A 23479-nucleotide genomic window follows, 5' to 3' on the forward strand; every position below is an offset into this window, starting at 1 on the left:
TTATAAACCAACTTTCTCATGCTCAATAGACGATCTCTCATCAAGCGACTGTCGACAGTGCCCCTGCTGGGTGGCGTTTTCGGTGGTGCAACGCCCCTGGCATCGGTGCTCGCGGCTCCGGCCAAAGCCGTTCCCCGAAATGTTCTTAAAGAATTGGGCCTGCGTACCTTCATCAATGCCGCCGGTACCTATACCGCCATGACTGGCTCGCTCATGGAAGATGACGTGGTTGAAGCCATCAACGCATCGTCCAAAGAGTTTGTCATGCTCGACGATGTGCAGACCAAAGTCGGCGAGAAGATTGCCGCCCTGACCCATGCCGAATCGGCGGTGGTGACGGCGGGCTGTTTCTCGGCCATGACGTTGGGGCTGGCAGGCGTGCTGACAGGTATGGACCAGAAAAAAGTGGAGCTGCTGCCGCATCTGGAAGGCACCGATATGAAGTCGGAGGTGATTGCCCAGAAAGCGCACAACATCGGCTACAACCACGCCCTCACCAATACCGGTTGTAAAATCGTAGTGGTTGAAACGCTGGAAGAGGCCGAAAAAGCCATTAACAGCAAAACGGCTATGCTCTGGTTCCTGAATATCCAGTCCGATAAGGGCCAGATTCAACACCAGGAGTGGGTGAATCTGGGTAAGAAGCACAACATCCCGACGATGATCGACATTGCCGCCGATGTGCCGCCGGTCGAAAACCTCTGGAAATTCAACGACATGGGCTTCGATCTGGTTTGCGTATCGGGCGGGAAAGCCATGCGCGGCCCACAAAGTGCCGGTTTGCTGATGGGCAAAAAACAGTACATCGCAGCCGCCCGGCTTAGCATGCCACCCCGTGGCTCCACCATCGGCCGGGGCATGAAAGTTAACAAGGAAGAGATTCTCGGTATGTACGTGGCCCTCGATAAATTCATCGCCACCGACCACCAGAAAGAATGGAAGATGCTGGAAGACCGGGTGGCAGTCATTTCCAACGCCATTAAAGGGATCAGCGGTATCAAGATCGAAACTTATGCACCACCGTTGGGCAACCACACGCCTACCATGCGGGTAACCTGGGAAACGGGCAAGGTCAACCTGACGACTAAGTCTTTACAGGAAAACCTGCGAAACGGCAACCCATCCATCGAAGTGGTGGGTGAAACCAACGGCATCAGTATGACGACCTGGATGCTCAAACCCGGACAGGACAAGATTGTAGCGGCAAGGCTGAAAGAAGAATTTACAAAAGCGGCTGTGTAGTTTGTAGCGCGGTTCTTTAGCCCGCGTAGCCGTAGGCTAAAGAAGCTGATAGCACATTAGCCTACGGCTACGCGGGCTAAAGAACCGCGCTACTTAATATCCTAAACCATGAAAAGCATCTGTTTATTCCTAACCCTTTTCTCTTTTCTGGCGGTTTCGGCCCGGGCGCAGCCCTATACCCTGCTCATCAAAGGCGGACACCTGATCGATCCAAAAAATAACATCGACGCCATCATGGACGTCGCCATTACCGATGGCAAAGTCACGCAGGTGGCCAAATCCATTGACGCCAAACAGGCCCGGCAGGTAGTCGATGCTAAAGGTATGTACGTCACGCCCGGCCTGATCGACATTCACGGGCACGTGTTTTATGGCACCGAACCCGACCACTACCTGAGCAACGGGCTGGTAGCCGTAGCACCCGATGGATTTACGTTTCGGGTAGGTGTAACGACTATTGTCGATGCGGGGGGCGCGGGCTGGAAATCCTTCGAAACTTTTAAGAAGAACATCATTTTTACGTCCAAAACGCGGGTGCTGTCATTCCTGAACATCGTCGGCGAAGGCATGCGCGGGGGCGTTTTTGAGCAGGATACCACCGACATGGACCCCAAAATGGCGGCTAAAGTAGCGCTCGAGAATAAGAATGATGTTGTCGGGTTTAAGGTGGCCCACTTTCAGGGGCCAAGCTGGGCACCCGTCGATCATGCTGTGGCGGCCGGCAAGCTTGCCGACATGCCCGTTATCATTGACTTTGGCGGCAACAATCCCCCCCTTTCGCTCGAAGAGTTGTTCATGAAGCACCTTCGTCCGGGCGACATTTTCACCCATGCCTACACCCTGCTGGAAGGCAACGTTCGGGAGACGATTGTGGATGAAGCCACCAAAACCGTGAAGCCCTTTGCCTGGGAGGCCCGCAAAAAAGGCATCGTCTTCGACGTGGGCTATGGCGGAGCGAGTTTCAACTATTCGCAGGCCATCCCGGCAGTGAAAGCCAAATTTTACCCGACCACCATCAGCACCGACCTGCATACGGGCAGCATGAACGGCTCCATGAAAGACATGCTTAGTATTATGTCCAAATTCGTGGCGATGGGCGAAGACATTTCGAGCGTCATCAGAGCCAGCACCTGGACTCCGGCGCAGGTCATCAAACGTGAGAATCTGGGACATCTGTCCGTAGGCGCCATTGCCGATGTTGCCATTTTCTCGATGCGACAGGGCACGTTCGGCTTTTACGACAAAACCGGCTATAAGATGATGGGCAAGCAGAAGTTCGAATGCGAAATGACCATCAAAGGTGGCAAAGTCGTATATGATCTGAATGGAATTGGCATTGCCAAGGCTAACTAGCACATTCATTATGAACAAACAGATTTTTCAACCACAGAGGCACAGAGACCACAGAGGTCCAAGGACATACTGTAGTTCCCCTTTGCAACTCTGTGGTCTCTGTGCCTCTGTGGTTGAAAAATCTGTTTACCACCTCAATTAATTAAATTTTCCACTCTCAATCCAATGACAAAAATTTACATCAAAAGCATTGCGCTGGCCCTGCTGACGTTTGTTGGATTTACGCAGCGGGCGACCAAAAATGGCCTGCCTATCCAGACGGAGGCCAACGGCGGACTCTTTCTGCCCGAAGGGTTCGAAGCAACGGTCGTTGTCGATAGCCTGCCGGGTCGGGCGCGGCATCTGGCAGTCAATGAAAACGGCGACATTTACGTAAAAGCCCGCTTCGCCCGAAACAAGGGGGAGTCGGTGATTGCGCTGCGCGATACGAACGGCGACGGCCGGGCCGACATGGTTAAAACCTTTGGCGGCATCGGCAATGAGCGGGCCTACGGAACGGCCATGCGCATCTACAAGGGCTACCTGTATTTCAGTTCGGAGATGAACGTGTTTCGTTACAAACTCAACCCCGGCGAACTGGTACCCAGCAGTCCTATGGAGACGATCCTGACCGACGACCACGAGCACGGCATGCACGAACACATCGCCAAGCCCATTACGTTCGATAACGACGGCCACATGTACGTGGCTTTCGGAGCAGCTTCCAATGGGTGCCAACCCAAGAACCGGACACCCAACATGGCCGGTATCGACCCCTGCCCTATGCTCGTAGACCACGGTGGTATCTGGCAGTTCGATGCGAACAAAAACAATCAGACCCAGAAAGATGGCCGTCGATACGCAACAGGCCTGCGCTCAGTGGTGGGCATGGACTGGAACCCGACCGCCAACAGTTTGTACGCCCTCCAGCACGGGCGCGATGATTTGCTGATGCTGTGGGCCGAAAAATACAACCCCTGGCAAAGTGCCGTTTTCCCCGCCGAAGAGCTTTTTCAGGTGAAAGACGGCATGGACGGCGGCTGGCCGTATTGTTATTACGATCAGATTCAGGGCAAGAAACTCCTCAATCCGGAGTACGGTGGCGACGGTAAACTCGTAGGCCGCTGTGGTGATTACGAAAAGCCGCTGATTAGTTTCCCGGCGCACTGGGCACCCAACGACATCCTGTTTTATCAGGGCACCAACGCATCGAACGGCTTCCCGGAACGGTATAAAGATGGGGCATTTATCGCGTTTCACGGCTCTACCAACCGGGCACCCTATCCGCAGGCTGGTTATTTCATTGGTTTTGTCCCCGCCAAAAGTAAGACGCTGGGAAGCGATTGGGAAGTCTTTGCCGATGGTTTTGCCGGTATCGACCCGATTGTCAACGTAAGCGATGCGCATTATCGGCCGATGGGTGTGGCGATGGGGCCGGATGGTTCGCTGTATTTCGCCGAAACCGAGAAGGGTAAAATCTGGAAGGTCACTTACAAAGGCAGTAAACAGAATTTTGGCCCGGCTCAACTGGCGCAGATGGAGAAGCGTAAGACCCTGTCGAACATCCGCGACCCGGACTTTATCACCGACAATCTGGACCGCGACCGGCCCGTGGCAGGTGGCAAAGTCTATGGCATTTATTGTTCATCCTGCCACCAGCGCAACGGTCTGGGTGACTCGCAGCGGTTTCCGCCCCTCGCCGGTTCGGAGTGGGTAACGGGCGATAAGAAGAAACTCATTACGGTGCTGCTGAAAGGCCTGGAAGGTCCCATTGAGGTAAAAGGGCAATCGTACAATAATGCCATGCCGCAGCATAGCTTTCTGAAAGATGAAGAGCTTTCTGAAGTATTGACGCACATTCGTCAGAACTTCGGCAATACCGCCGATGGCATCAGCGCGGCTGAAGTCAATGAAGTCCGGCTGGCGATCAATAAGGAGAGCGCTCCGGCACCAAAACGCAAATCCAGTAGCAAAACCAAACGATAACAACCAGTAATTTAATTTAACATGGAAACACAACGCCGTTCTATTCTCAAACGTCTTTTTGCCTCTGCCGCCGGTGTCGTCGGGCTGGGTGCTGCCAGCAAAGCCATCGCTGAACCAATCGAGCCTGCCGCCGAAAAAGAAGTTTTCAACGTGGTCATGCAGGACGATGTGCCGCTGTTTTCGGGCTCCACCAAAATGGGCAATCTGGTGTTCGTGGCGGGCAAAGGCTATCATAAGGAAGGCGATATCAAAGTACATACCGACGAAGTACTCAAAGAGCTGGAACGGGAACTGATCAAAGCGGGCTCGTCGATGGAGAAAGTATTAAAAGTAAGCGTATTCCTGCACGACCTCAATGATTACAAAGGCATGAACGAGGTCTACAAAGGCCGTTTCGGCAAGAAGCCCCCCGTGCGCACCACGGTAGCCGTCTACGGCGGTGTACCCGGCGATTCGCTGGTCGAAATGGATTGTATCGCGTATATCTAATCACTCCTTGGTGTCGGGTCCTCAGACCTGACACCGATTGCTGCCGCGAGTGTGTCAGGTCTGAGGACCCGACACCACGCTAGTATAGCTAACTACTCTCTTCTCAATTCTTCCGATGTTAAGCAGACGAAAACTCATCAAACGCCTGTCGAGCGTTCCCGTTTTAGGCGGACTGGTCGGCGGGCTGCCACTTTCTTTAGAAGCCGAAGCCAAACCCGCGCCCAAACGCGACCTCTTCAAGGAGTTCGGCATTCGCACGTTCATCAACGCGGCTGGTACGCTTACCTACATGACCGGTTCGCTCATGCACGACGAGGTACTGGACGCCATCAATTACGGTGCGAAAGAATTTTGTCTGCTCGATGAGATTCAGGATAAAGTCGGGGCGAAGATTGCGCAACTGGTCCACTCCGAAGCGGCCGTCGTAACGTCGGGAGCGTTCTCCGGCATGACGCTCGGGCTGGCAGGTATTCTGACCGGCATGGATCAGAAAAAAGTGGAGATGCTGCCGCATCTGGCGGGTACAGGTATGAAAACGGAAGTGATCTGCCAGAAAGCCCATGACATCGTCTACAACCATGCCCTCACCAACACCGGCTGTAAAATCGTGGTGGTCGAAACGGCGGCCGACGTGGAGAAAGCCATCAACGAAAAAACCGCTCTTATGCACTTCCTGCACATCGAAGCGGATAAAGGCAAGATCATGCACGAAGAGTGGGTAGCCTTGGGCAAGAAGCACAATATCCCAACCTCGATCGATATTGCCGCCGATGTGCCGCCGGTCGAGAACCTCTGGAAATTCAACGATATGGGCTTTAGTTTCGTCGTTATCTCGGGTGGAAAAGCCATGCGTGGCCCCCAGAGTGCGGGCCTGTTGATGGGTAAGAAAAGCATTATCGAAGCGGCCCGGCTGCATATGCCCCCCCGTGGATTTAATATTGGCCGGGGCATGAAGGTCAACAAAGAAGAGATTTTCGGCATGTACGTCGCCCTCGAGCGGTTCATCAACGAAGACCACGACAAGGTGTGGAAAATGTGGGAAGAGAATACCGCCTACGTTGAGAACACGGTTAAGGCTATCAATGGGGTGACGACCAACGTTCATGTACCGCCCCTGGGCAATCACACGCCTACCCTGCGCATCTCGTGGGACCCCGCCAAACTGCACATTACGGGTAAAGACCTGCAGGAAGCCCTGCGCAAAGGCGACCCATCCATTGAAGTGGGCGGCAGCGGCCCCAGCAACATTGGTGTAACGGTCTGGATGCTGAAGCCCGGCCAGGAGAAAATCGTAGCTAAACGAATTAAAGAAGAACTGACCAAAGCGGCTGTGTAATATTTACCCCACCCCTAGCCCCTCCCCTTGAACTAAGGGGAGGGGGACAAGCCGGTTGTTTTTTAGCTTTCTCCAAACCGCAGTCATTACAACTATAACTGGGAGAAAGAGAGGAATAAGTCGGTTGTTTTTAGCCCCTCCCCTTTTTTCAAGGGGAGGGGTTAGGGGTGGGGTCTAAGTCCCCTCAACCATGAAAAAGATACCCTTACTCCTACTCTTCCTTTACTGCGTCTTGAGTCAACTGGGCATGGCGCAGCCGTATAGCGTCGTCATCAAAGGCGGGCATGTGATCGACCCGAAAAACAATATCGACGGTATTATGGACGTCGCCATTGCCGATGGGAAAATTGCGCAGGTCGCTAAGTCTATCGATACCAAAGGTGCCCTTCAGGTGGTCAATGCGAAGGGGATGTACGTCACGCCCGGTATTATCGACATGCACACGCACGTCTTTTTCGGTACTAACCTCGACCAGACGTACAGCAACGGCCCCAACGCCCTGCCCCCCGACGGCTTCACCTTTCGCAACGGCGTGACAACCATTGTCGATGCGGGCTGTTCCGGCTGGCGCGACTTTGAAACGTTCAAGAAACAGACCATCGACCTGTCGCAAACGCGGGTGCTGGCCCTGCTCAATATTGTGGGGAGTGGCATGCGCGGGGGCAAGTTTGAGCAGAACATCGACGACATGGACGCCAAACAAACGGCCGAAATGGCGAAGAAGTACCCGGACTACGTGGTGGGCGTTAAGCTCGCGCACTTCAACGGCTACGACTGGACACCTACCGACCGCGCCGTAGAAGCGGGGAAACTGGCCAATGTTCCAGTCATGATCGACTTCGGCGGCAGCACGCCTACCCTATCCATTGAGGATTTGTTTTTAAAGCGGCTTCGTCCGGGCGATATTTTCACCCACTGCTTTGGGCAACTGAAGACACGGGAGCCTATTCTGGATGTAGCTACCAACAAGGTAAAACCGTTCGTGTGGGAAGCACAGAAGAAAGGCATTCTTTTCGACGTGGGCTACGGCGGCATCAGCTTCGCCTTTTCGCAGGCCATTCCGGCTATCAAAAGCGGCTTCTACCCCAACACCATCAGTACCGATATTCATACCGGCAGCATGAACAACGCCATGAAAGACATGCTCAACGTGATGTCGAAATTTATGGCGATGGGCATGAATCTCCAGAGTGTGATCAAAGCCAGTACCTGGGCACCGGCGCAGGCGATCAAACGCCCCGAACTGGGGCATCTATCGGTAGGTGCCGTGGCCGATGTGGCGATCCTGAACCTGCACGAGGGCAAGTTTGAAGTTCGGGATACGGGCTATTTCGGTTTCTTCGATTATACCGGTCACAAGATCGAAGGCAAACAGAAACTGGGCTGCGAAATGACCATCCGAAAAGGAAAAATCGTGTATGATCTGAATGGTATCGCCAATCCGGTCGTTGTTACGCAACAACCCCGCTCGTAACGGTGCCGGTCAGCACGAATCAAACCCGCGCCAGAAACTACCAATACCCATGTTCACCAAAATACCCCGTTTTATTACTCTCCCGCTATTGAGCGCGGTTACCGTTCTCTTGTCGTCCAATCATTTGCGTCTGGCCGATGATCTGTTCAAATCCAGCGTTTTCACCTCTGTCAACGGCTTCACATCGGGCGTTGAAGGCCCCGCTGTCGACAAGTCCGGAATGCTCTACGCCGTTAATTTTGCCAAACAGGGTACTATAGGGCTGATTAGCCCGGCGGGTCAGGCCAGTGTATTTGTCGAGTTGCCCGAAGGCAGCATTGGCAACGGGATTCGCTTCAACAAAAAGGGTGACATGTTCATTGCGGATTACCCTAAGCACAACATCCTGAAAGTGGTGATGGGCACCAAACAACTGACTGTTTTTGCCAACGAACCGCGCATGAATCAACCCAATGATATTGCCATCGACAGCCAGGACCGGCTTTACGCCAGCGACCCGAACTGGAAAGACAATACCGGCAACATCTGGCGGATCGACACCGACGGAAAGGTAACGTTGCTCGAAGCAAACATGGGCACCACGAACGGTATTGAAGTTAGTCCCGATAACAAAACGCTGTATGTAAATGAGTCGGCGCAGCGGAAAGTGTGGGCCTACGATCTGTCGAAGGGGGGTCAGGTCAGCCACAAACGGCTGCTCATTGAATTTCCCGACTTCGGCATGGACGGCATGCGGTGCGATACAAAAGGGAATCTCTACATTGTCCGGTATGGCAAAGGCACCGTTGCGAAACTATCGCCAGCGGGGAAACTCCTTCAGGAAATTAAACTGACGGGGCAAAAGCCGACCAACATTGCCTTTGGCGGTAAAGACGGACGTACCGCTTATGTCACCTTGCAGGATCAGGGGAATATTGAAACCTTCCGGGTCGATATACCGGGGCAGGAATGGGCAATGCGGCAGAAGTAGCGCGGCCAGGGTCAAACACCCGCCCCATGTCAACCCGTTACTCAACCAGAAAACTCACCAAAAGCCAGAATTGGTAAAAAGCCATCTGGCTTTTGAGCGTTCCCAGTGCTTTATACAACAGGTTGGCAACCGACTGGCGGTTGATGTCCATGAGGGCGGCAATCTGGTCGTTTTCCAGGCCATTATAAAACTTAAGAAAAACGACTTCCTGCTGGCGTTTGGGCAGGGTATTAATGGCCTGACGGACTTTGTACTGACTCTCCGAATCGGCTTCGCTCTGCTCAATTTCCGTTTCAATCGTCTGCCAGTCAGAGAGGTCACTTACTTCCAGGCTGTTCAGTGAGGAGCGTTCGGGCTTGCTCCGGCGAAACTCCTGCAAGAGCTGATTCCGGAGTGATTTGAACAGATAGATCGAAACGTATTGTATCGTTGTCGTGGTCCGTTTCTCCCAGATCCGGATAAAAATTTCCTGAATGGAGTCTTTTATAAAGTCGCGATCATCCGTGAAGTTGGTTGCATAGGCGAACAGAGACCGGTATTGTTTTTCGGCCAGTTGACAAAAAGCGGCTTTATCTCCGGCTTGTGCTTTATGCCAGAGTTCCAGTAAGTATTCGTTCTCTTCGATAATACGATGTCGCTGATCCAAAATACTTCATTTTTATTATAAGGTAAAGTAAGCTTAAAATTCAGAAAAACATAAATAAGAAGCGGGTCAATTGCCAGGTTGACAATCAAACATACGTTTTCCCATAGATTACCAAAATATAATTATGTAACTAAAAAACGCGCCGATCGTCCCTGACCGTGTAGCTGGATGAAGTTGTTTTGACGGGCAGGCTGCCTTTAGAAGCGTTAGATATACGCGTAGATGCCCTTTACGCTAAAATGACTGTTCTGACAGGGGCCTGCCGTGTCTCCGCTGATGTATGAAAAAAACGCTACTCCTCTGTTTTCTTCTGATTTATACCCAAACCCGATTTGCCCTTGCCCAAACACCGGTCGAATATGCCTGGTGGAATCCTGCCCAAAACGAGATCCCTGTTATTGAGGGGCAAGGCTGGACTGGTAAAGACCTGCAAAACCCCTATGACCGGCTGCCAGCCGTGGCAGAAAAGAGCATTCGCAAAGAAGTCTGGAACCTGTCGCACAGTTCGGCGGGGTTGATGATCCGATTCCGGGCCAGCACCGATCAGGTGGTCGTTCGATATGTGGTAGGCAACAAGCAGCAGGCCCTACCCCACATGCCCGCTACGGGTGTGAGCGGGGTCGATCTATACGTGGGCAACAGTGACGGCGACTGGCTCTGGGCAACCGGCAAGTACACCTTTGGCGATACCATTCAATACCGGTTCGCGAATCTGGAACCCAACGACACCTACAAACGAGGGCGCGAGTATCGGCTGTTCCTGCCCTTATATAACTCCGTTCAATGGCTCGAAATAGGTGTCCCTAAAGGGGTAACGCTAACGCCACTGCCCGTCCGGCCCGAAAAGCCCGTCGTTATCTACGGCACGTCCATTGCCCAGGGTGCCTGTGCGTCGCGGCCCGGTATGGCCTGGACGTCGATTTTGGGTCGTAAGCTGGACCGTCCGGTAATTAATCTGGGCTTCTCCGGCAACGGCCGACTCGAAAAGGAAGTCGTTGACCTCGTGGGCCAGATTGATGCCCGTGTATATGTGCTGGATTGTTTGCCCAACCTGATCGCGACCGTGGGCATTAAGCCCGAGGAAATCAAAAACCGGATTCTGGAATCGGTGAGAACACTGCGGCAGAAACGGCCTGCCACGCCCGTGCTACTGGTCGAACACGCGGGCTATACGGATGGCAGCATCAGCCCTATCCGGCAGCAGTATTACAGTGAAGTCAACCTACTGATGCAACAGGCGTTTACGCAGCTGAAAGCCGAAGGCGTGAACGGAATCTACCTGTTGCCCAAATCGCAGATTAATCTGGATATGGATTCGATGGTCGATGGAACGCACCCGACGGACCTGGGCATGCAGCAATACGCCGATGCCTATGAGAAAAGCCTTCGAACCATCCTGAATGAACCCGTTGGCGACCTGTCAACCATGAAACCCCGCACTCAATACCGCGACGGGTCTTTCGACTGGGAGATTCGCCACCGCGACGTGCTGGCCCGACTGAAAGCCAAACCGCCCCGCCTTGTGTTTATGGGCAACTCCATTACGCATTTCTGGGGTGGTGAGCCCAAAGCGTCCCGCGTAAATGGAGCCGACTCCTGGAATAGTGTGCTGGAACCGCTGGGCGTGCAAAATCTCGGCTACGGCTGGGACCGGATCGAGAATGTATTGTGGCGCGTTTACCACGGCGAACTGGATGGCTATAAGGCGGATCAGGTAGTACTGATGATTGGCACCAACAACCTCCAACTGAACACTGACACCGATATCGTTGCCGGGCTCCAGTTTCTCATACAGGCCATTAAGTCCCGTCAACCGGGTACCGAGGTGTTGATGGTGGGTATTTTACCCCGCCGTGACGGTGAAGTTCGTGTGTCTACCATCAACGACGCCATTGCCCGGATGACGGGTGAGATCAATGTTTCCTTTGCACAACCGGGTGCCGTTTTTCTGAAACCCGACGGCAAAATCGAGGAGTCGTTGTTCTCCGATGGCCTCCACCCCAACGCCGAAGGTTATCGGCGGCTGGTTGGAGCACTGAAGCCGTTTTTGAAAAAGAACTGAGGTGTACTTTATAGGCTATCGCGATCATTCGCTCGTGCCTGTTGATAAAGCAACATTCGCTTGCGTCAGTGAATACTGACTTTATAGGCTGGCATGAGCGAATGCTCGTGCCAGCCGCCAACCTTACCCTACTGCACCTTTTTCTCGACCACAGGCATCATTACTTCCACCATTTTACCGATAGGTTTCCCGTTTTGATACGCGATAACCTTCACCCGATCGGCTCCTTTGGGCATCAGGAAAGGCTGGGTGTAGAGAGGAAAATGATCGTCGGGGACGGTATTGTCCACCGAATAATAGAGATACGTATCGGGAAGTTCGTGGCTTAGAGTGACCTCCATCATACCCATCGGGTGCTTTTTCAGCGTAACAATAGGGTTATATACGCTGCGGGCGTAATTCACATCCTGTGCATCGAAACGATTGAAATGAGCCTCCACCCGCTTCATAAAGCCCGGCCAGTTGCGCTGGTTTTTTGGCGACCAGAGTACTTCGGCAATGGCAAACGCCCGTGGCCAGGTCATGTACTCCGCATGCCGGTTATTCGGAACCGATTCCGTCCATAAGTTCCCTTGCCCGCCCAGAATCAGGTCGACCCGTACGCTGTCGGGAACAGGTTCAAAAGAGTAGGACGTGCTTAACCGGGCCATGCTGTAGGTGCTGGGTTCGGCAGAGGGTTCGCCCTGGTAGAGGTCGAGGTAACAGAACTGGGCGGGCGTCATAATGACCGGATGGCCCTGTTTGGCGGCTTCAATCCCTCCTTTCATACCCCGCCAGCTCATGACGGTGGCATTGGGGGCCAGGCCACCTTCCAGAATTTCGTCCCAGCCAATGAGTTTTTTACCCTTCGACTGCACGATTTTCTCCACCCGTCGAATGAAATAGCTTTGCAGTTCTTCCACGGTTTTGAGGTTATTGACAGCCATTGTGGTTTTGCACTCCTCGCAGGTAGCCCAGAACCCTTTGTACGCTTCGTCGCCCCCGATATGGATGTAAGGTCCCGGAAACAGTTGGGCAATTTCCGTCAGGACCTTATCGATGAATAGGTACGTGCCGTAGTTGCACGGGTTCAGGGTGTTGTCTTCCAACTTATAGAATTTACCGTTTGTCGGTACAAGCACCTGTTTTTTACCACAGGTCAGGGCCGGGTAAGCGGCAATGGCAGCCATCATGTGGCCGGGCATGTCAATTTCCGGTACGATGGTAATGTTGCGCTGCTGCGCATACTGAACGATTTCACGAATATCGTCCTGCGTATAAAACCCGCCGTAAGACGGTACTTCGCCCGGCTGAGCGTTTTCAATATCATTCCATGGCCCACCCAATCGCGGTGCACGCCACGCGCCGACTTCGGTCAGTTTGGGCAAACTGTTGATCTGAATTCGCCAGCCCTGATCGTCGGTCAGATGCCAGTGAAACACATTGAACTTATACTGGGCCATCTGGTCGATGTAGCGCTTGACGAATGCTTTATCGAAAAAATGGCGGCTTACGTCCAGCATCAACCCCCGCCACCCAAAGCGGGGCTGGTCGCGAATGTGCAGGGCTGGTATCGACTGTCCCCGAAATGTTTTGGCAACGGGCATCAGTTGGCGCATGGTTTGGAGTCCGTAGAAAAGCCCGGCCGCTTCGGGGGCCGTCAGCGAAATACCCGCAGGGGTAACCACCAGGTCATAGCCTTCCGGCCCGACACCCGCTACGGGAGCCAGCCGAACCGTAATCGCCTTGATTAGTTTGGGCGCGTCAGATGCCGGAATACCGGGAAGGTTATCCATCACCATCCGGCGTATGTCGGCCACGGGTGTCAGGATGGCCAGTCGGGTTTGGGCGGTAATAGCAAACGTTCCTTTGCCGGGTTCGAGCGTTTGGGGAGCCGGAATAAGCGCCGGAACCGGCATCTGAGCGGAAGCCGTGAAAGCCAGCAGAAGCAACGCAATTAGCTTATACATTCAGTTTAGATTGTTTACTGTCGGTTAGACGAATAAAGGGGCGTAAGGTTTAGAAAAGTCCGCTGGAACAGGGTGACGTGGGTGGCTGGCGCGGGTGTTTGCCCGTGCCTTTTGATGAAGTCAGTATTCACTGACGCAAGCGAATGCTTGCTTTATAAAAAGGCACGAGTAAATACTCGCGCCAGCCACTTCACCCACGCCAGCTACACCTTCGGCCAGTGGGTTTCAATACCCTGGGCACGAATGAATTTCTGAAAATCACCGAGCAGCTGCTCCTTTTCCCGAACGGCGCGGGGTATAACTTTTCTGTCGAGCGAATAAGCGACCAGCATCCCCACGGCTTCGCCAATACTCCACTCTACGGGGTGCAGCCGATAACAACCGTTGGTGATGTGCGTGGTACCGACGTTTTTGTTGGCGGGCAACAAATTTTCCATGCGTTTGGGCAGCAAAGCCCCCAGCGGAATCTGGAACGGCAAGGAACCAAAGTCGATGTAATTGTTGCCGCCGGTGCTGGGGTGTAAGTCAATGTGGTAATAGCCCACCCCCACGCTATCGGGAAAATCAGCGGCTGTATTCGCGTCTTTTTTGCCCGTCACCAACGCCCGATTTTCGGCTCCAACATGTTCTTCGAGAACGGTAAAAACGGCTTTGATTCGGCGGGATTCCCGAACGTAGGGGTACTTGGCCAGCCCGTCTTCGGTGCCCATAATGTCGGGTCGAAATCGGATACCCGGCCAGCCCTGCCCACCATCGGGGCGCGGAGCTTCGGTCTGGAGCCAGTAAAGCAGCGACAAACTTAACTGCTTGGCCTGATCGACGTATTTTTTAAAGTCCTTCTCGCTGGCTCCGATCAGGTTACCGGCGCTGTAATCGTTTTGCGGCCAGTTGACGCCCGACACATCGCCGGGGTACGTTCCGGGCTTAAAATTCGCCTTGCTGATGACCCGGCGGTAATTCCAGAGGTTCAGTTTATCGCCGGTGCTGATGCCTTCCGGATGAAAACCAAGCCGTTTTGGTTCCAGCGTTTTCGGATTCGAGTACGACAGATCGAGCAACTTCCCTGACCAGGACGGCGTCACTTTAGGTGAGTAATTTCGCCAGAAAGCGTAGTCTTTGGGCTTGTCGATAACGTGGTTGGCCCCCGCTATGTAATCCATCGCAAAGCATACCGTAAATGCCTGACAGTTGTTGGGGTCGGCCTTTTCGGGCGCGTGGAGTTCCCCGGTTTCGGAACGGGCTTCTGCGCCGGTCACGAACTCGGTTCCGGTAAGGGGCAGCAGGTCGCCGAGTTCCGTGGCATCGACGAAATAGGGTGCCGTCAGCATCGTCTCTTTCCCCGTTCGCTGGCTAACGGCTTTGAGGGCACGCACTCGACTACCCTGCACATCGGCCGAGGTGATCTTGTGTTCGAGCAGCAGCGTCAGCTGGCCGGAACTTTGATACGGAGCCATCATTTGCTGTAAGACCGCCAGAGCTACCTTCGGTTCATGACATAAACGCGATACGGCCCCATCGCCGGGGTTCAGGAACTTACTGGCTTTAGCCGCATCGGTCAGCGGGTAGTTCTGTTTGTAATAGTCCCGAATGGCGGTGCGAAGGTCGCGGTAAAGCTGGGTCGCGCCGTGCGTTTCGATCCATTGGTGCTCATCGGGCGGAACGCCCTGCTGGGTCATCTGCCCGCCAATCCAGTCGGTCTCTTCGGTCATAATGACCGTTCGTCGATTGCGTAAAGCCGCCAGAGCAGCCGCACAGCCACCCAGCCCGCCCCCGGCAATGACTACATCGGCGGCTCGTTCAGCCTGCCCCGCTCGATTCAGTATGCGTTCGGTTTGCGCATGCGTTTCTCCCGAAAATGTGAGTAGTGGAGCGGTTAAGGCGGCTCCACTACTTACGGATACTTGTTCTAGAAAATGACGTCGGTTCATGTGTATGTGCTGTACAACGGATTACCAATTCATTGTACGTAAAATCAATTTGCCGGATTCAGCGTCAGCCGCTGTTTGTCTGTCAATAAGACCTTGCTTAACGTTTCGTACGGTAATCGTTGCGGGCTTACTTTGTTGTTAATGCTCAGCACAGCCGCCGTTGCCGCCGACTGCCCCAGGATCATGAATACGGGCTCCATCCGAATGGAGCCGTAGGCAATGTGCGAGCTGGAGACACAAACCGGTACCAGCAGGTTGTTGCACGCTGTTTCTTTCGGCAAAATTGACCCGTAAGCAATGGAATAAGGTTTGTCGGGATGAACGCCGATATCACCTTCGTTCTGAACAAACCCATCCGGCTTAACATACCGCTGGGCATTGTGCGCATCCAGCGAATACGAGCCCATCCCAATGGGTTGCGGCACCGTCGTTTTCCCAAGTGCGTCGGCTTCTTTCATCACAAATACACCGATCATACGCCTGGCTTCGCGAATATAAAGCTGATGCGGCCAGTTTCCGTTATCGGTGAATTCGTCTTTCGCCAGGCCCCACTGCTGCATGGCGGTGTGTACATCAGCGGGCACGCGCGAGTCGTTTGCCAGAAAGTACATCAGGCCCTTCTGGTACAGTTCATGGTCCTTAATGATCTGCTTCCGGCGGGCATAGGATGCCTCGGGGTAATCGTAATTTTTACCGATGTAATCCGTACTGAACGGGCCGTGGTTATTGGTGTCTGTTTTTCGGTTGGGGATGGGGTCGTACTTGTCGAACGTTTCGCGCCAGCCAGCGGCAAATACCCGCGCCAGCAGTTCGTAACGGTCGGGGTTATAGCCTTCGGGTTTTGGGAAGGGTACCCGGTTGTCGGGGTGATTGCTCAGGCACATTCGAAAGCAATACGTCTGCACTTTATTGTCGCCCGTTCCATTCTCGCCGGGTGCTTCGGCAGCGACTTCGGGAAGTAGACCGCTGGTCGGATCGCCGGGTATTTTGTACGGGCTGACGTTGGTTTTGAAGTGGTGGCCGTGTTGGAAAACACCTTTCTGTACGCCGTTCCAGGTTTCACCATATACACTATTGGCTTCGCGGCCTACGTGGTACTTCACACCAGCAGCCGCCATCAGATCGCCTTCATAGGTGGCATCGATAAACATTTTACCCTGATAAACGGCTCCGCTCAGCGTCCGGAACGAACGAATACTGCCCGCCTGTTTGGTCAGCCCTTTGGCCGACCGGTCGAGCCATTCGTCTCGGTAAACGGTAAGTTTATATTCTTTTACGAAATCCTCAAAAACCTGCTCGGCGGCATGCGGCTCAAAAATCCACATAGTCCGGCTGCTGCCATCAATGGCGGGTGTTCCCTGGCCTTTGTTGCCGTACTCTTCGGGCTTCTGCCACTTCCAGGATTCTTTTTTCTGGTAGTGCTGGTACAGTCGCTGATAAAATTCCCGGGAGAGGCCGCCAATGACTTCTTTATTCCCCGTATCGGTAAAACCAAGCCCACCTGATGACAGGCCACCCAGATGGGTATCCGGCGAGACGATGATCACCGACTTACCCATCTTTTTTACCTGAACCGCAGCCATGACAGCCGCCGATGTACCCCCATAAACAATGACATCGGCCTGCCGCGTCAGGGCCTTTGGTGCGACCATCCGGCGCACCGTTACCGGACGCGCTCCCGTGGAGAAACCAAGTATTGCCAGGAGCAGTACGCATTGTAGCGAACAAAAAGAAAGGAAGCTCGTGTAATTTTTCCGGCGTGGGCTGTTGGCGGAATTTTCCATAACCATTTATTGAGACAAAGGCGATTGACGAATGAGAGACATGGACTCTGCTGTCTCAAAGGATTTGTGTCAATCAGTTTACTTTACTCCTCGCTCAACTTCGCCCATTCAAACGAAACCCCGGCGCTGGCAAGCCGCCGGGGTTTCGTTTATTACTCTGTGCCAATAAATTGTCAAAGACATTACTTATCGGGCAGTTTTCCGAAGAACAACCGGTACACATTTTACCTCCGGACAATCACATAAGGTTGGTTCGAGTACAACCGTAACGTCTGTATAACAACTGCCTCCGGCACTGAACAGGCGAATGGTGTAAGGCTGACTTGATCCGGGGTTCGGCAAGTTGGTAAAACTGACATTACCCGCCGTTACGGTCAAATTAGTAACGGCGCCATAAGCGGGACCGCTTCCATATGTACTGCCTAAAACGATGTCAGCCCGTTGGGTATTTTGCAGCGTTGTCAGGTTAATTCGAGCGTTATTGTTCGACACGGCGCCCGTACAGGTAGCCGCCACGACTTGTACCGGTGTGGTATAGGATGGAGCTGGATTGACCGTAACCGTGGTGGCAATCGTTGCTGAACAGCCGGTGGCAAATGTACATGTTGCCGAATAGGTCGCAGTTAACAGGGGCAACACTTGTATACTGGCTGTTGTTGACGCGGTTGACCAGTTAATGGTGCCGCCATCGCAGCCAGACACCGTCAATACAGCTGATTGGCCCGCGCAAATCGTTGCCGAATTAACCGTCAGGTTTGGGGCGGGATTTACCGTAATCGTTGTACTGGCTACACCCGAACAGCCGTTTGTGTTCGTAGCCGTAACCGAATAAACGCCCCCCGTTGTAACGACTATCGAAGCCGTTTGCTGGTTGGACGACCACACGTAGGTGTTCCCACCACTGGCAGTTAACGTCGCGCTTTGTCCCTGACATAGTGTTGCACTGCTAACGGAGATTGTAACGGTGGGCAAGGGATTGACCGTGATGCTGCCCAGGCCCGTGCCCGAAGCCACCCCAGTACAACCCGCCGAACTCACGGCTGTCACCGAGTACGTACCCGCCACACTGCCCACCGCCTGATTGGTGCTGCCGATCTGGGTCAGCCCCGAAGGAAAGACATAACTGGCATAGCCCGCTGTGGCGGTCAAGGTCGTGGACTGACCCGCGCAGATGGTGGCCGAAGTCAGCGTAACGGTCGGTAGAGGGTTCACCACTACCGTAGCCGTCGCACTGGCCGAACAGCCCGCGCTGCTGATGGCTGTCACTGAATAAGTGCCCGCCGTGGTGGCCGTAGCCACGTTGGTGCTGCCCACTTGGGTGAGCCCCGAAGAGAAGACGTAACTGGCATAGCCCGCTGTGGCCGTCAGACTCGCTGTCTGACCCGCGCAAATCGTCGCCGATGCTAAGGCAACGGTAGGTAAGGGATTGACCGTGATGCTGCCCAGGCCCGTGCCCGAAGCCACCCCTGTACAACCCGCCGAACTCACGGCTGTCACCGAGTATGTACCCGCCACACTGCCCACCGCCTGATTGGTGCTGCCGATCTGGGTCAACCCCGAAGGAAAGACATAGCTGGCATAGCCCGCTGTGGCGGTTAGGGTCGTGGACTGACCCGCGCAGATAGTGGCCGAAGTCAGCGTGACGATCGGTAGGGGGTTCACCGTTACGGTGGCCGTCGCGCTGGCCGAACAGCCCGCACTGCTGATGGCCGTCACTGAATAAGTGCCCGCCGTGGTGGCCGTAGCCACGTTGGTGCTGCCCACTTGGGTGAGCCCTGAGGAGAAGACGTAACTGGCAGAACCCGCCGTAGCCGTCAGACTCGCCGTCTGACCCGCGCAGATCGTCGCCGAAGTCAGCGTGACCACTGGTAGAGGATTGACCGTGATGCTGCCCAGGCCCGTACCCGAAGCCACCCCTGTGCAACCCGCCGAACTCACAGCCGTCACCGAGTACGTACCCGCCACACTGCCCACCGCCTGATTGGTGCTGCCGATCTGGCTCAATCCCGAAGGAAAGACATAGCTGGCATAGCCCGCTGTGGCGGTCAAGGTCGTGGACTGACCCGCACAAATGGTGGCCGAAGTCAGCGTGACTACCGGCAGAGGGTTCACCGTCACGGTGGCCGTCGCACTGGCCGAACAGCCCGCGCTGCTGATGGCCGTCACTGAATACGTACCCGCCGTGGTGGCCGTAGCCACGTTAGTGCTGCCCACTTGGGTGAGCCCTGAAGAGAAGATGTAACTGGCAGAACCCGCCGTGGCCGTTAGACTCGCTGTCTGACCCGCGCAGATGGTGGCCGAAGTCAGCGTGACCACTGGTAGAGGATTGGCCGTGATGCTGCCCAGGCCCGTGCCCGAAGCCACCCCTGTACAACCCGCCGAACTCACGGCCGTCACCGAATAGGTGCCTGCCACACTGCCCACCGCCTGATTGGTGCTGCCAATCTGGGTCAATCCCGAGGGAAAGACATAACTGGCATAGCCCGCCGTGGCCGTCAAGGTCGTGGACTGACCGGCACAGATGGTGGCCGAAGTCAGCGTGACCACTGGCAGGGGGTTCACCGTCACGGTGGCCGTCGCGCTGGCCGAACAGCCTGCACTGCTGATAGCCGTCACTGAATAAGTGCCCGCCGTGGTGGCCGTGGCTACGTTGGTGCTACCTACCTGAGTGAGTCCTGAGGAGAAGACGTAACTGGCAGAACCCGCCGTGGCCGTCAGACTCGCCGTCTGACCCGCGCAGATAGTGGCAGATGATAAAGCAACGGTGGGTAAGGGGTTCACCGTGATACTGCCCGTCGCGGTAGCTGAACAACCGGCGGATGTAGTGGCGGTTACGGAATACGTACCAGCGTTCGTACCGGTGGCTACACTTAACGAAGGAGATTGCGTTAGTCCAGCCGAAAAGGTATATGTAGCAAAACCAGTCCCCACCGCCGACAGGCTTGCGGTCTGTCCCGCACAAATGGTGGCCGAGGTCAGCGACAGTGCTGGTACAGGATTGACGGTAAGGCTACCTGTTGCACTGGCCGAACAACCCGCCGTGTTTGTAGCGGTTACGCTATAGGTACCCGCCGTTGTGCCCGTCGCTACGTTGGATGTCCCTGTTTGGGTTAACCCAGCCGAGAACCGGTAAGATGCCAGTCCGGCGGTAGCGGTTAAGGTAGCCGTTTGCCCGGCGCAAATGGTGGCAGAAGTCAAACTTACGGATGGCAGCGTGTTAACCGTAATGGTGCCTGCGCCCGAAGAAACCCCAATACATCCGGCGGCACTTATGGCCGTTACCGAGTATGTACCTGCCGTGGTAGCGGTGGCTACGTTTGGTGTACTGGTCTGGGTTAATCCCGCTGAAAAAATATAGGTCGCATACCCCGCCGTAGCCGTTAAACTGGCCGTTTGACCCGTACAAATAGTGGCTGACGACAAGGTGACGACGGGTAGCGGGTTCACCGTAATCGTACCAGTAGCCGAGCTTGAACAACCGGACGAATTGGTTGCCGTTACGGAGTACGTACCGGCACTGACTCCAGTGGCTATGTTGACCGGGCTTGACTGGGTGAGTCCAGACGAGAAAGTGTAGCTGCTAAAACCTGATGTAGCGGTCAGGCTCGCCGTCTGACCCGCGCAAATAGTGGCCGACGTTAACGATAACGCCAGTGGTGTACAGGCATAACCAACGTCAAATGTAAAGGCATTCTCTCCGGCATTGCCAAGAGTCAGGGCAATGATCCCCGTTGCCGACGCATCGGAGTCGATAGCGTCGCCGTTGGTTCCGGTAGCCGAATTGGGAAATGCACTAATAGTAAACGCACTTACACTGGTTGGGAAACTAACGGTATAACTGCTCCCGGAAGTGAGGGTCAGGTTTGCAATTGAACTGGCGGTGCTGGCAGCGACTCGGTTGGAGAAGTAATATTCTCCATTGGCATCGGTGGTAGCGGTGGCTACGGTGGTGGAGCCAGGTCCTCGTAACACAACCTGCACCCCGGCCAAACCCGGTTCGCCGGGGTCCTGTGTACCGTTGTTATTCACATCCCGCCAAACCCGGTTACCAATCTGAACCGGCGGCAGATCGCAATCCAACTCCAGATCACCCAAGCCGTTTGCTTTCCCGTACGAGGCCACATCAGTACTCCGATAAATCTGCACGCTGGTCGACGGGCTACCCGAACCATCGGAGTTCTTGAAACGTCGAATACCACCCGCGTCAATATTGGCGGTCGGGTCAAGAACGATGGACGCCACTTCATCCCGACCGGGCAGTAAGGCCAGTCCCCCTTCGCTCATTTCGAGGTGATATGGTCTGAACGCACCGCCTGTTCCACCGTTATCGCCCACCGGAACGGCATCACTGTAATAATACTCGCCCCCACCGGGGCCCTGGCTTGTGTTGGCACCGGCCGTAGCAACGCCACTACAAACGCTCGCGTTACTCTCGATCGTCCATAGATCGACGCCGGGGGTACACCTGCCCGCCCGCAGAATATCGCCCGGAGCAATCGCTCTGTAGAGCAGATCGGTGGAGCCACCCATTCCATAGTTATTATTTCCGTACTGATCCCCAAACCGGTCCCGGATGCTAAGGATCATCGAGCCATCGACATCGAATTCAATCCCTGTGAGCATGGGTTGCGGATAGCTGAAGTTACCGACGGTGGAACTGGCGTCATTTCGAGGGTACCGATTGGGAATCAAACCGGTGGCGGCCTGAACCTCCGTCCACGGATACCAGCGGTCAGCACGGCTTACGCCCGTCTGATCGTTGTCGGTAGCGCCTTTGGTGTAGGTGAGTGGAAACGTTAGTACCTCCGTAAAACCCGATGTGGGATTAGCCGGGTCGAACTGAAAGACGACCGCCTTCATACCGGTTCTGTCACGCGTAATCAACGACGTAGTGCCTCCCGTCGACCCGGTACCCGAGTTAACGGTTGTTGAAACGGCTTCGTTGGTGGTGACTCCACCCACATACACCAAACCCCGGTAATATTTTAAGGCAAATGGCCGAAAAACACTTCCGGTTGCCTGCGTAACGGTAGGCAGCGAATAACCAGTGGGTGTTCCGGCTGATGGAGTAGCGCTGGTTGGGTTGACAATTGGAATCTGATACAATTTCCGATCGCCCAGGTTAACAACGAAGAGTTGCGTACCATCTTCTGAAATTTCCAGATCGCCCAGCCCGGCTTTACCAACCTGGTCGAATACGGAGGCATCTGTATTTAGAACTGTCAGCGAAGTGGGCAATCCACGAGTGCTATTTGATCCTACAACGGAGGTGCCCGATAACGTTACAGCCGTAGCGGCCGTAGGCAGTGATACAAACAAGCCATGGGTGTAGGTAGTGCCGGATGGCTTGCTAATGTAAATAGCGCCCGCCCCATTGGGGCCAAGTCCGGAGTGCCGTTTCACAAAAGCAGCGGTAAACACATAGTTGGTTGCCCGCTGGTAGGCAACGCCGAATACGGTACCTATCTGACTATTTATGCCTATAGCGGTCTCATTGGGCGCATTACCGCCTGTACTGGAGCCTACCAGTGAACTCGTAGCACTGTACGGCAACGTAACCAGTACTCCCTGCGTACCGGATGTCCCCCCGCCGGTTGGGTTACCATTTACATAGCAGGGCACAATAAAATTAGGGTCGGCCTGGCAGTAATCCGAAGGGTAATTGATGCCTAAATTAATGTTAGATGCTGGCGAACTGGCTACAAACTGAACAGACGTGCCGCTGGCAGAACCCCGTATACCATTGTAATAGCCTGATGGCAAATTAACAAACTCGACACGAAAGGGTCCGGAGCCGGATACCGAAACGGTGTATGAACCAACATTGGCCGTCGCCGAGCTGGTCGTGGTTGTTCCGGCCAGGCCAGCACTGTTATACACGTTGACAGTAACGCCCCCAACCCCAATCTCACCCAGGGCAGTAGCTGTGTAGCTTCGAACACCATCTTCATTAAAATCACGGTATACAGCACCGGAGATTTGGGCCATCGACGTATTCGCCAACGTAACGAAGAAGATCAGGGGAATGACCATTGGCGCAAGCCAGTCTTTCATTGCCCTGATAAAATAGCTAATTAGTTTACAATTTATTCCGTAAACGTCTTTCTCCATATGAGTACGTATTGAGCGAGTGTCAATAGTTTTACTGACCAATAATTATCTCTGCTAATGTCGAAAGTCGAATTTTTCTTATCAGAGATAATATGCTATTGATGCTGTCAAATGGAGTGCCATTCTTCTAAATGATCAATAAAATCAAAACTAACTTTTCGCGTAAATAA

13 protein-coding genes are annotated in these 23479 nt (G+C 54.2%); 8 read left to right on the plus strand and 5 right to left on the minus strand.

All coding sequences use genetic code 11. From position 1 onward, the window contains the following. The first annotated feature begins 18 nt into the window (after positions 1–18). The 7 genes from ACYVK4_RS00655 to ACYVK4_RS00685 all read left to right on the plus strand — a co-directional run bounded on the left by ACYVK4_RS00655 (position 19) and on the right by ACYVK4_RS00685 (position 8829). Positions 19–1242 (plus strand): aminotransferase class V-fold PLP-dependent enzyme, encoded by a 1224-nt coding sequence (locus ACYVK4_RS00655; protein WP_461125553.1) that lies wholly within the window; start codon positions 19–21, stop codon positions 1240–1242. A gap of 108 nt (positions 1243–1350) precedes the next feature. Further along, complete coding sequence (locus tag ACYVK4_RS00660) at positions 1351–2595, plus strand: amidohydrolase/deacetylase family metallohydrolase (protein ID WP_461125554.1); 1245 nt, start codon at positions 1351–1353, stop codon at positions 2593–2595. A 165-nt stretch (positions 2596–2760) separates the two neighbouring features. After that, on the plus strand, positions 2761–4560 hold the full coding sequence (locus ACYVK4_RS00665; protein ID WP_461125555.1) for a PQQ-dependent sugar dehydrogenase: 1800 nt from the start codon (positions 2761–2763) through the stop codon (positions 4558–4560). Between the two features lie 21 nt (positions 4561–4581). Continuing rightward, entirely contained in the window at positions 4582–5049 is a 468-nt protein-coding gene (locus tag ACYVK4_RS00670) for a RidA family protein (protein ID WP_461125556.1), read from the plus strand. A gap of 115 nt (positions 5050–5164) precedes the next feature. Beyond that, a complete protein-coding gene (locus ACYVK4_RS00675) occupies positions 5165–6385 on the plus strand; it encodes an aminotransferase class V-fold PLP-dependent enzyme (protein ID WP_461125557.1) in 1221 nt (406 codons plus the stop codon). A gap of 190 nt (positions 6386–6575) precedes the next feature. Then, positions 6576–7859: an amidohydrolase/deacetylase family metallohydrolase gene (locus ACYVK4_RS00680; protein ID WP_461125558.1), complete on the plus strand. Its 1284-nt coding sequence runs from the start codon at positions 6576–6578 to the stop codon at positions 7857–7859. After that, entirely contained in the window at positions 7813–8829 is a 1017-nt protein-coding gene (locus ACYVK4_RS00685; RefSeq protein ID WP_461125559.1) for an SMP-30/gluconolactonase/LRE family protein, read from the plus strand. The genes ACYVK4_RS00680 and ACYVK4_RS00685 overlap by 47 nt, the downstream gene beginning before the upstream one ends. A gap of 37 nt (positions 8830–8866) precedes the next feature. Here ACYVK4_RS00685 and ACYVK4_RS00690 read toward each other — a convergent pair whose 3' ends face one another. Next, the gene (locus tag ACYVK4_RS00690; RefSeq protein ID WP_461125560.1) at positions 8867–9475 is read right to left on the minus strand and encodes an RNA polymerase sigma factor; all 609 of its coding nucleotides are present in this window, start codon (positions 9473–9475) and stop codon (positions 8867–8869) included. A 280-nt stretch (positions 9476–9755) separates the two neighbouring features. Here ACYVK4_RS00690 and ACYVK4_RS00695 point away from each other — a divergent pair, with 280 nt between their 5' ends. Continuing rightward, positions 9756–11537: an SGNH/GDSL hydrolase family protein gene (locus tag ACYVK4_RS00695; RefSeq protein ID WP_461125561.1), complete on the plus strand. Its 1782-nt coding sequence runs from the start codon at positions 9756–9758 to the stop codon at positions 11535–11537. 128 nt (positions 11538–11665) lie between these two features. Here the strand turns inward: ACYVK4_RS00695 and ACYVK4_RS00700 are convergent, their stop codons facing one another. The 4 genes from ACYVK4_RS00700 to ACYVK4_RS00715 all read right to left on the minus strand — a co-directional run bounded on the left by ACYVK4_RS00700 (position 11666) and on the right by ACYVK4_RS00715 (position 23252). Further along, positions 11666–13486 carry a beta-N-acetylhexosaminidase gene (locus tag ACYVK4_RS00700; protein ID WP_461125562.1) on the minus strand — a complete coding sequence of 607 codons (1821 nt, stop codon included), beginning with the start codon at positions 13484–13486 and terminating at the stop codon, positions 11666–11668. 203 nt (positions 13487–13689) lie between these two features. Next, positions 13690–15414, minus strand: a complete 1725-nt coding sequence (locus tag ACYVK4_RS00705; RefSeq protein ID WP_461125563.1) for an FAD-dependent oxidoreductase — start codon at positions 15412–15414, stop codon at positions 13690–13692. 44 nt (positions 15415–15458) lie between these two features. Beyond that, positions 15459–17066, minus strand: coding sequence for an FAD-dependent oxidoreductase (locus ACYVK4_RS00710; RefSeq protein ID WP_461125775.1), 1608 nt, complete (start codon positions 17064–17066; stop codon positions 15459–15461). Positions 17067–17384: 318 nt separating this feature from the next. Continuing rightward, complete coding sequence (locus ACYVK4_RS00715; RefSeq protein ID WP_461125564.1) at positions 17385–23252, minus strand: beta strand repeat-containing protein; 5868 nt, start codon at positions 23250–23252, stop codon at positions 17385–17387. Positions 23253–23479 lie beyond the last annotated feature (227 nt).

The organism is Spirosoma aerophilum (assembly GCF_054782495.1).

What these genes read in the sequence shown, in the direction of transcription:
- ACYVK4_RS00660 (WP_461125554.1), top strand. Translation starts at nt 1,351, where the DNA reads ATGAAAAGCATCTGTTTATTCCTAACCCTTTTCTCTTTTCTGGCGGTT.
- ACYVK4_RS00680 (WP_461125558.1), top strand. Translation starts at nt 6,576, where the DNA reads ATGAAAAAGATACCCTTACTCCTACTCTTCCTTTACTGCGTCTTGAGT.
- ACYVK4_RS00695 (WP_461125561.1), top strand. Translation starts at nt 9,756, where the DNA reads ATGAAAAAAACGCTACTCCTCTGTTTTCTTCTGATTTATACCCAAACC.
- ACYVK4_RS00665 (WP_461125555.1), top strand. Translation starts at nt 2,761, where the DNA reads ATGACAAAAATTTACATCAAAAGCATTGCGCTGGCCCTGCTGACGTTT.
- ACYVK4_RS00700 (WP_461125562.1), bottom strand. Translation starts at nt 13,486, where the DNA reads ATGTATAAGCTAATTGCGTTGCTTCTGCTGGCTTTCACGGCTTCCGCT.
- ACYVK4_RS00715 (WP_461125564.1), bottom strand. Translation starts at nt 23,252, where the DNA reads ATGAAAGACTGGCTTGCGCCAATGGTCATTCCCCTGATCTTCTTCGTT.
- ACYVK4_RS00710 (WP_461125775.1), bottom strand. Translation starts at nt 17,066, where the DNA reads ATGGTCGCACCAAAGGCCCTGACGCGGCAGGCCGATGTCATTGTTTAT.
- ACYVK4_RS00670 (WP_461125556.1), top strand. Translation starts at nt 4,582, where the DNA reads ATGGAAACACAACGCCGTTCTATTCTCAAACGTCTTTTTGCCTCTGCC.
- ACYVK4_RS00675 (WP_461125557.1), top strand. Translation starts at nt 5,165, where the DNA reads ATGTTAAGCAGACGAAAACTCATCAAACGCCTGTCGAGCGTTCCCGTT.
- ACYVK4_RS00705 (WP_461125563.1), bottom strand. Translation starts at nt 15,414, where the DNA reads ATGAACCGACGTCATTTTCTAGAACAAGTATCCGTAAGTAGTGGAGCC.
- ACYVK4_RS00655 (WP_461125553.1), top strand. Translation starts at nt 19, where the DNA reads ATGCTCAATAGACGATCTCTCATCAAGCGACTGTCGACAGTGCCCCTG.
- ACYVK4_RS00685 (WP_461125559.1), top strand. Translation starts at nt 7,813, where the DNA reads ATGGTATCGCCAATCCGGTCGTTGTTACGCAACAACCCCGCTCGTAAC.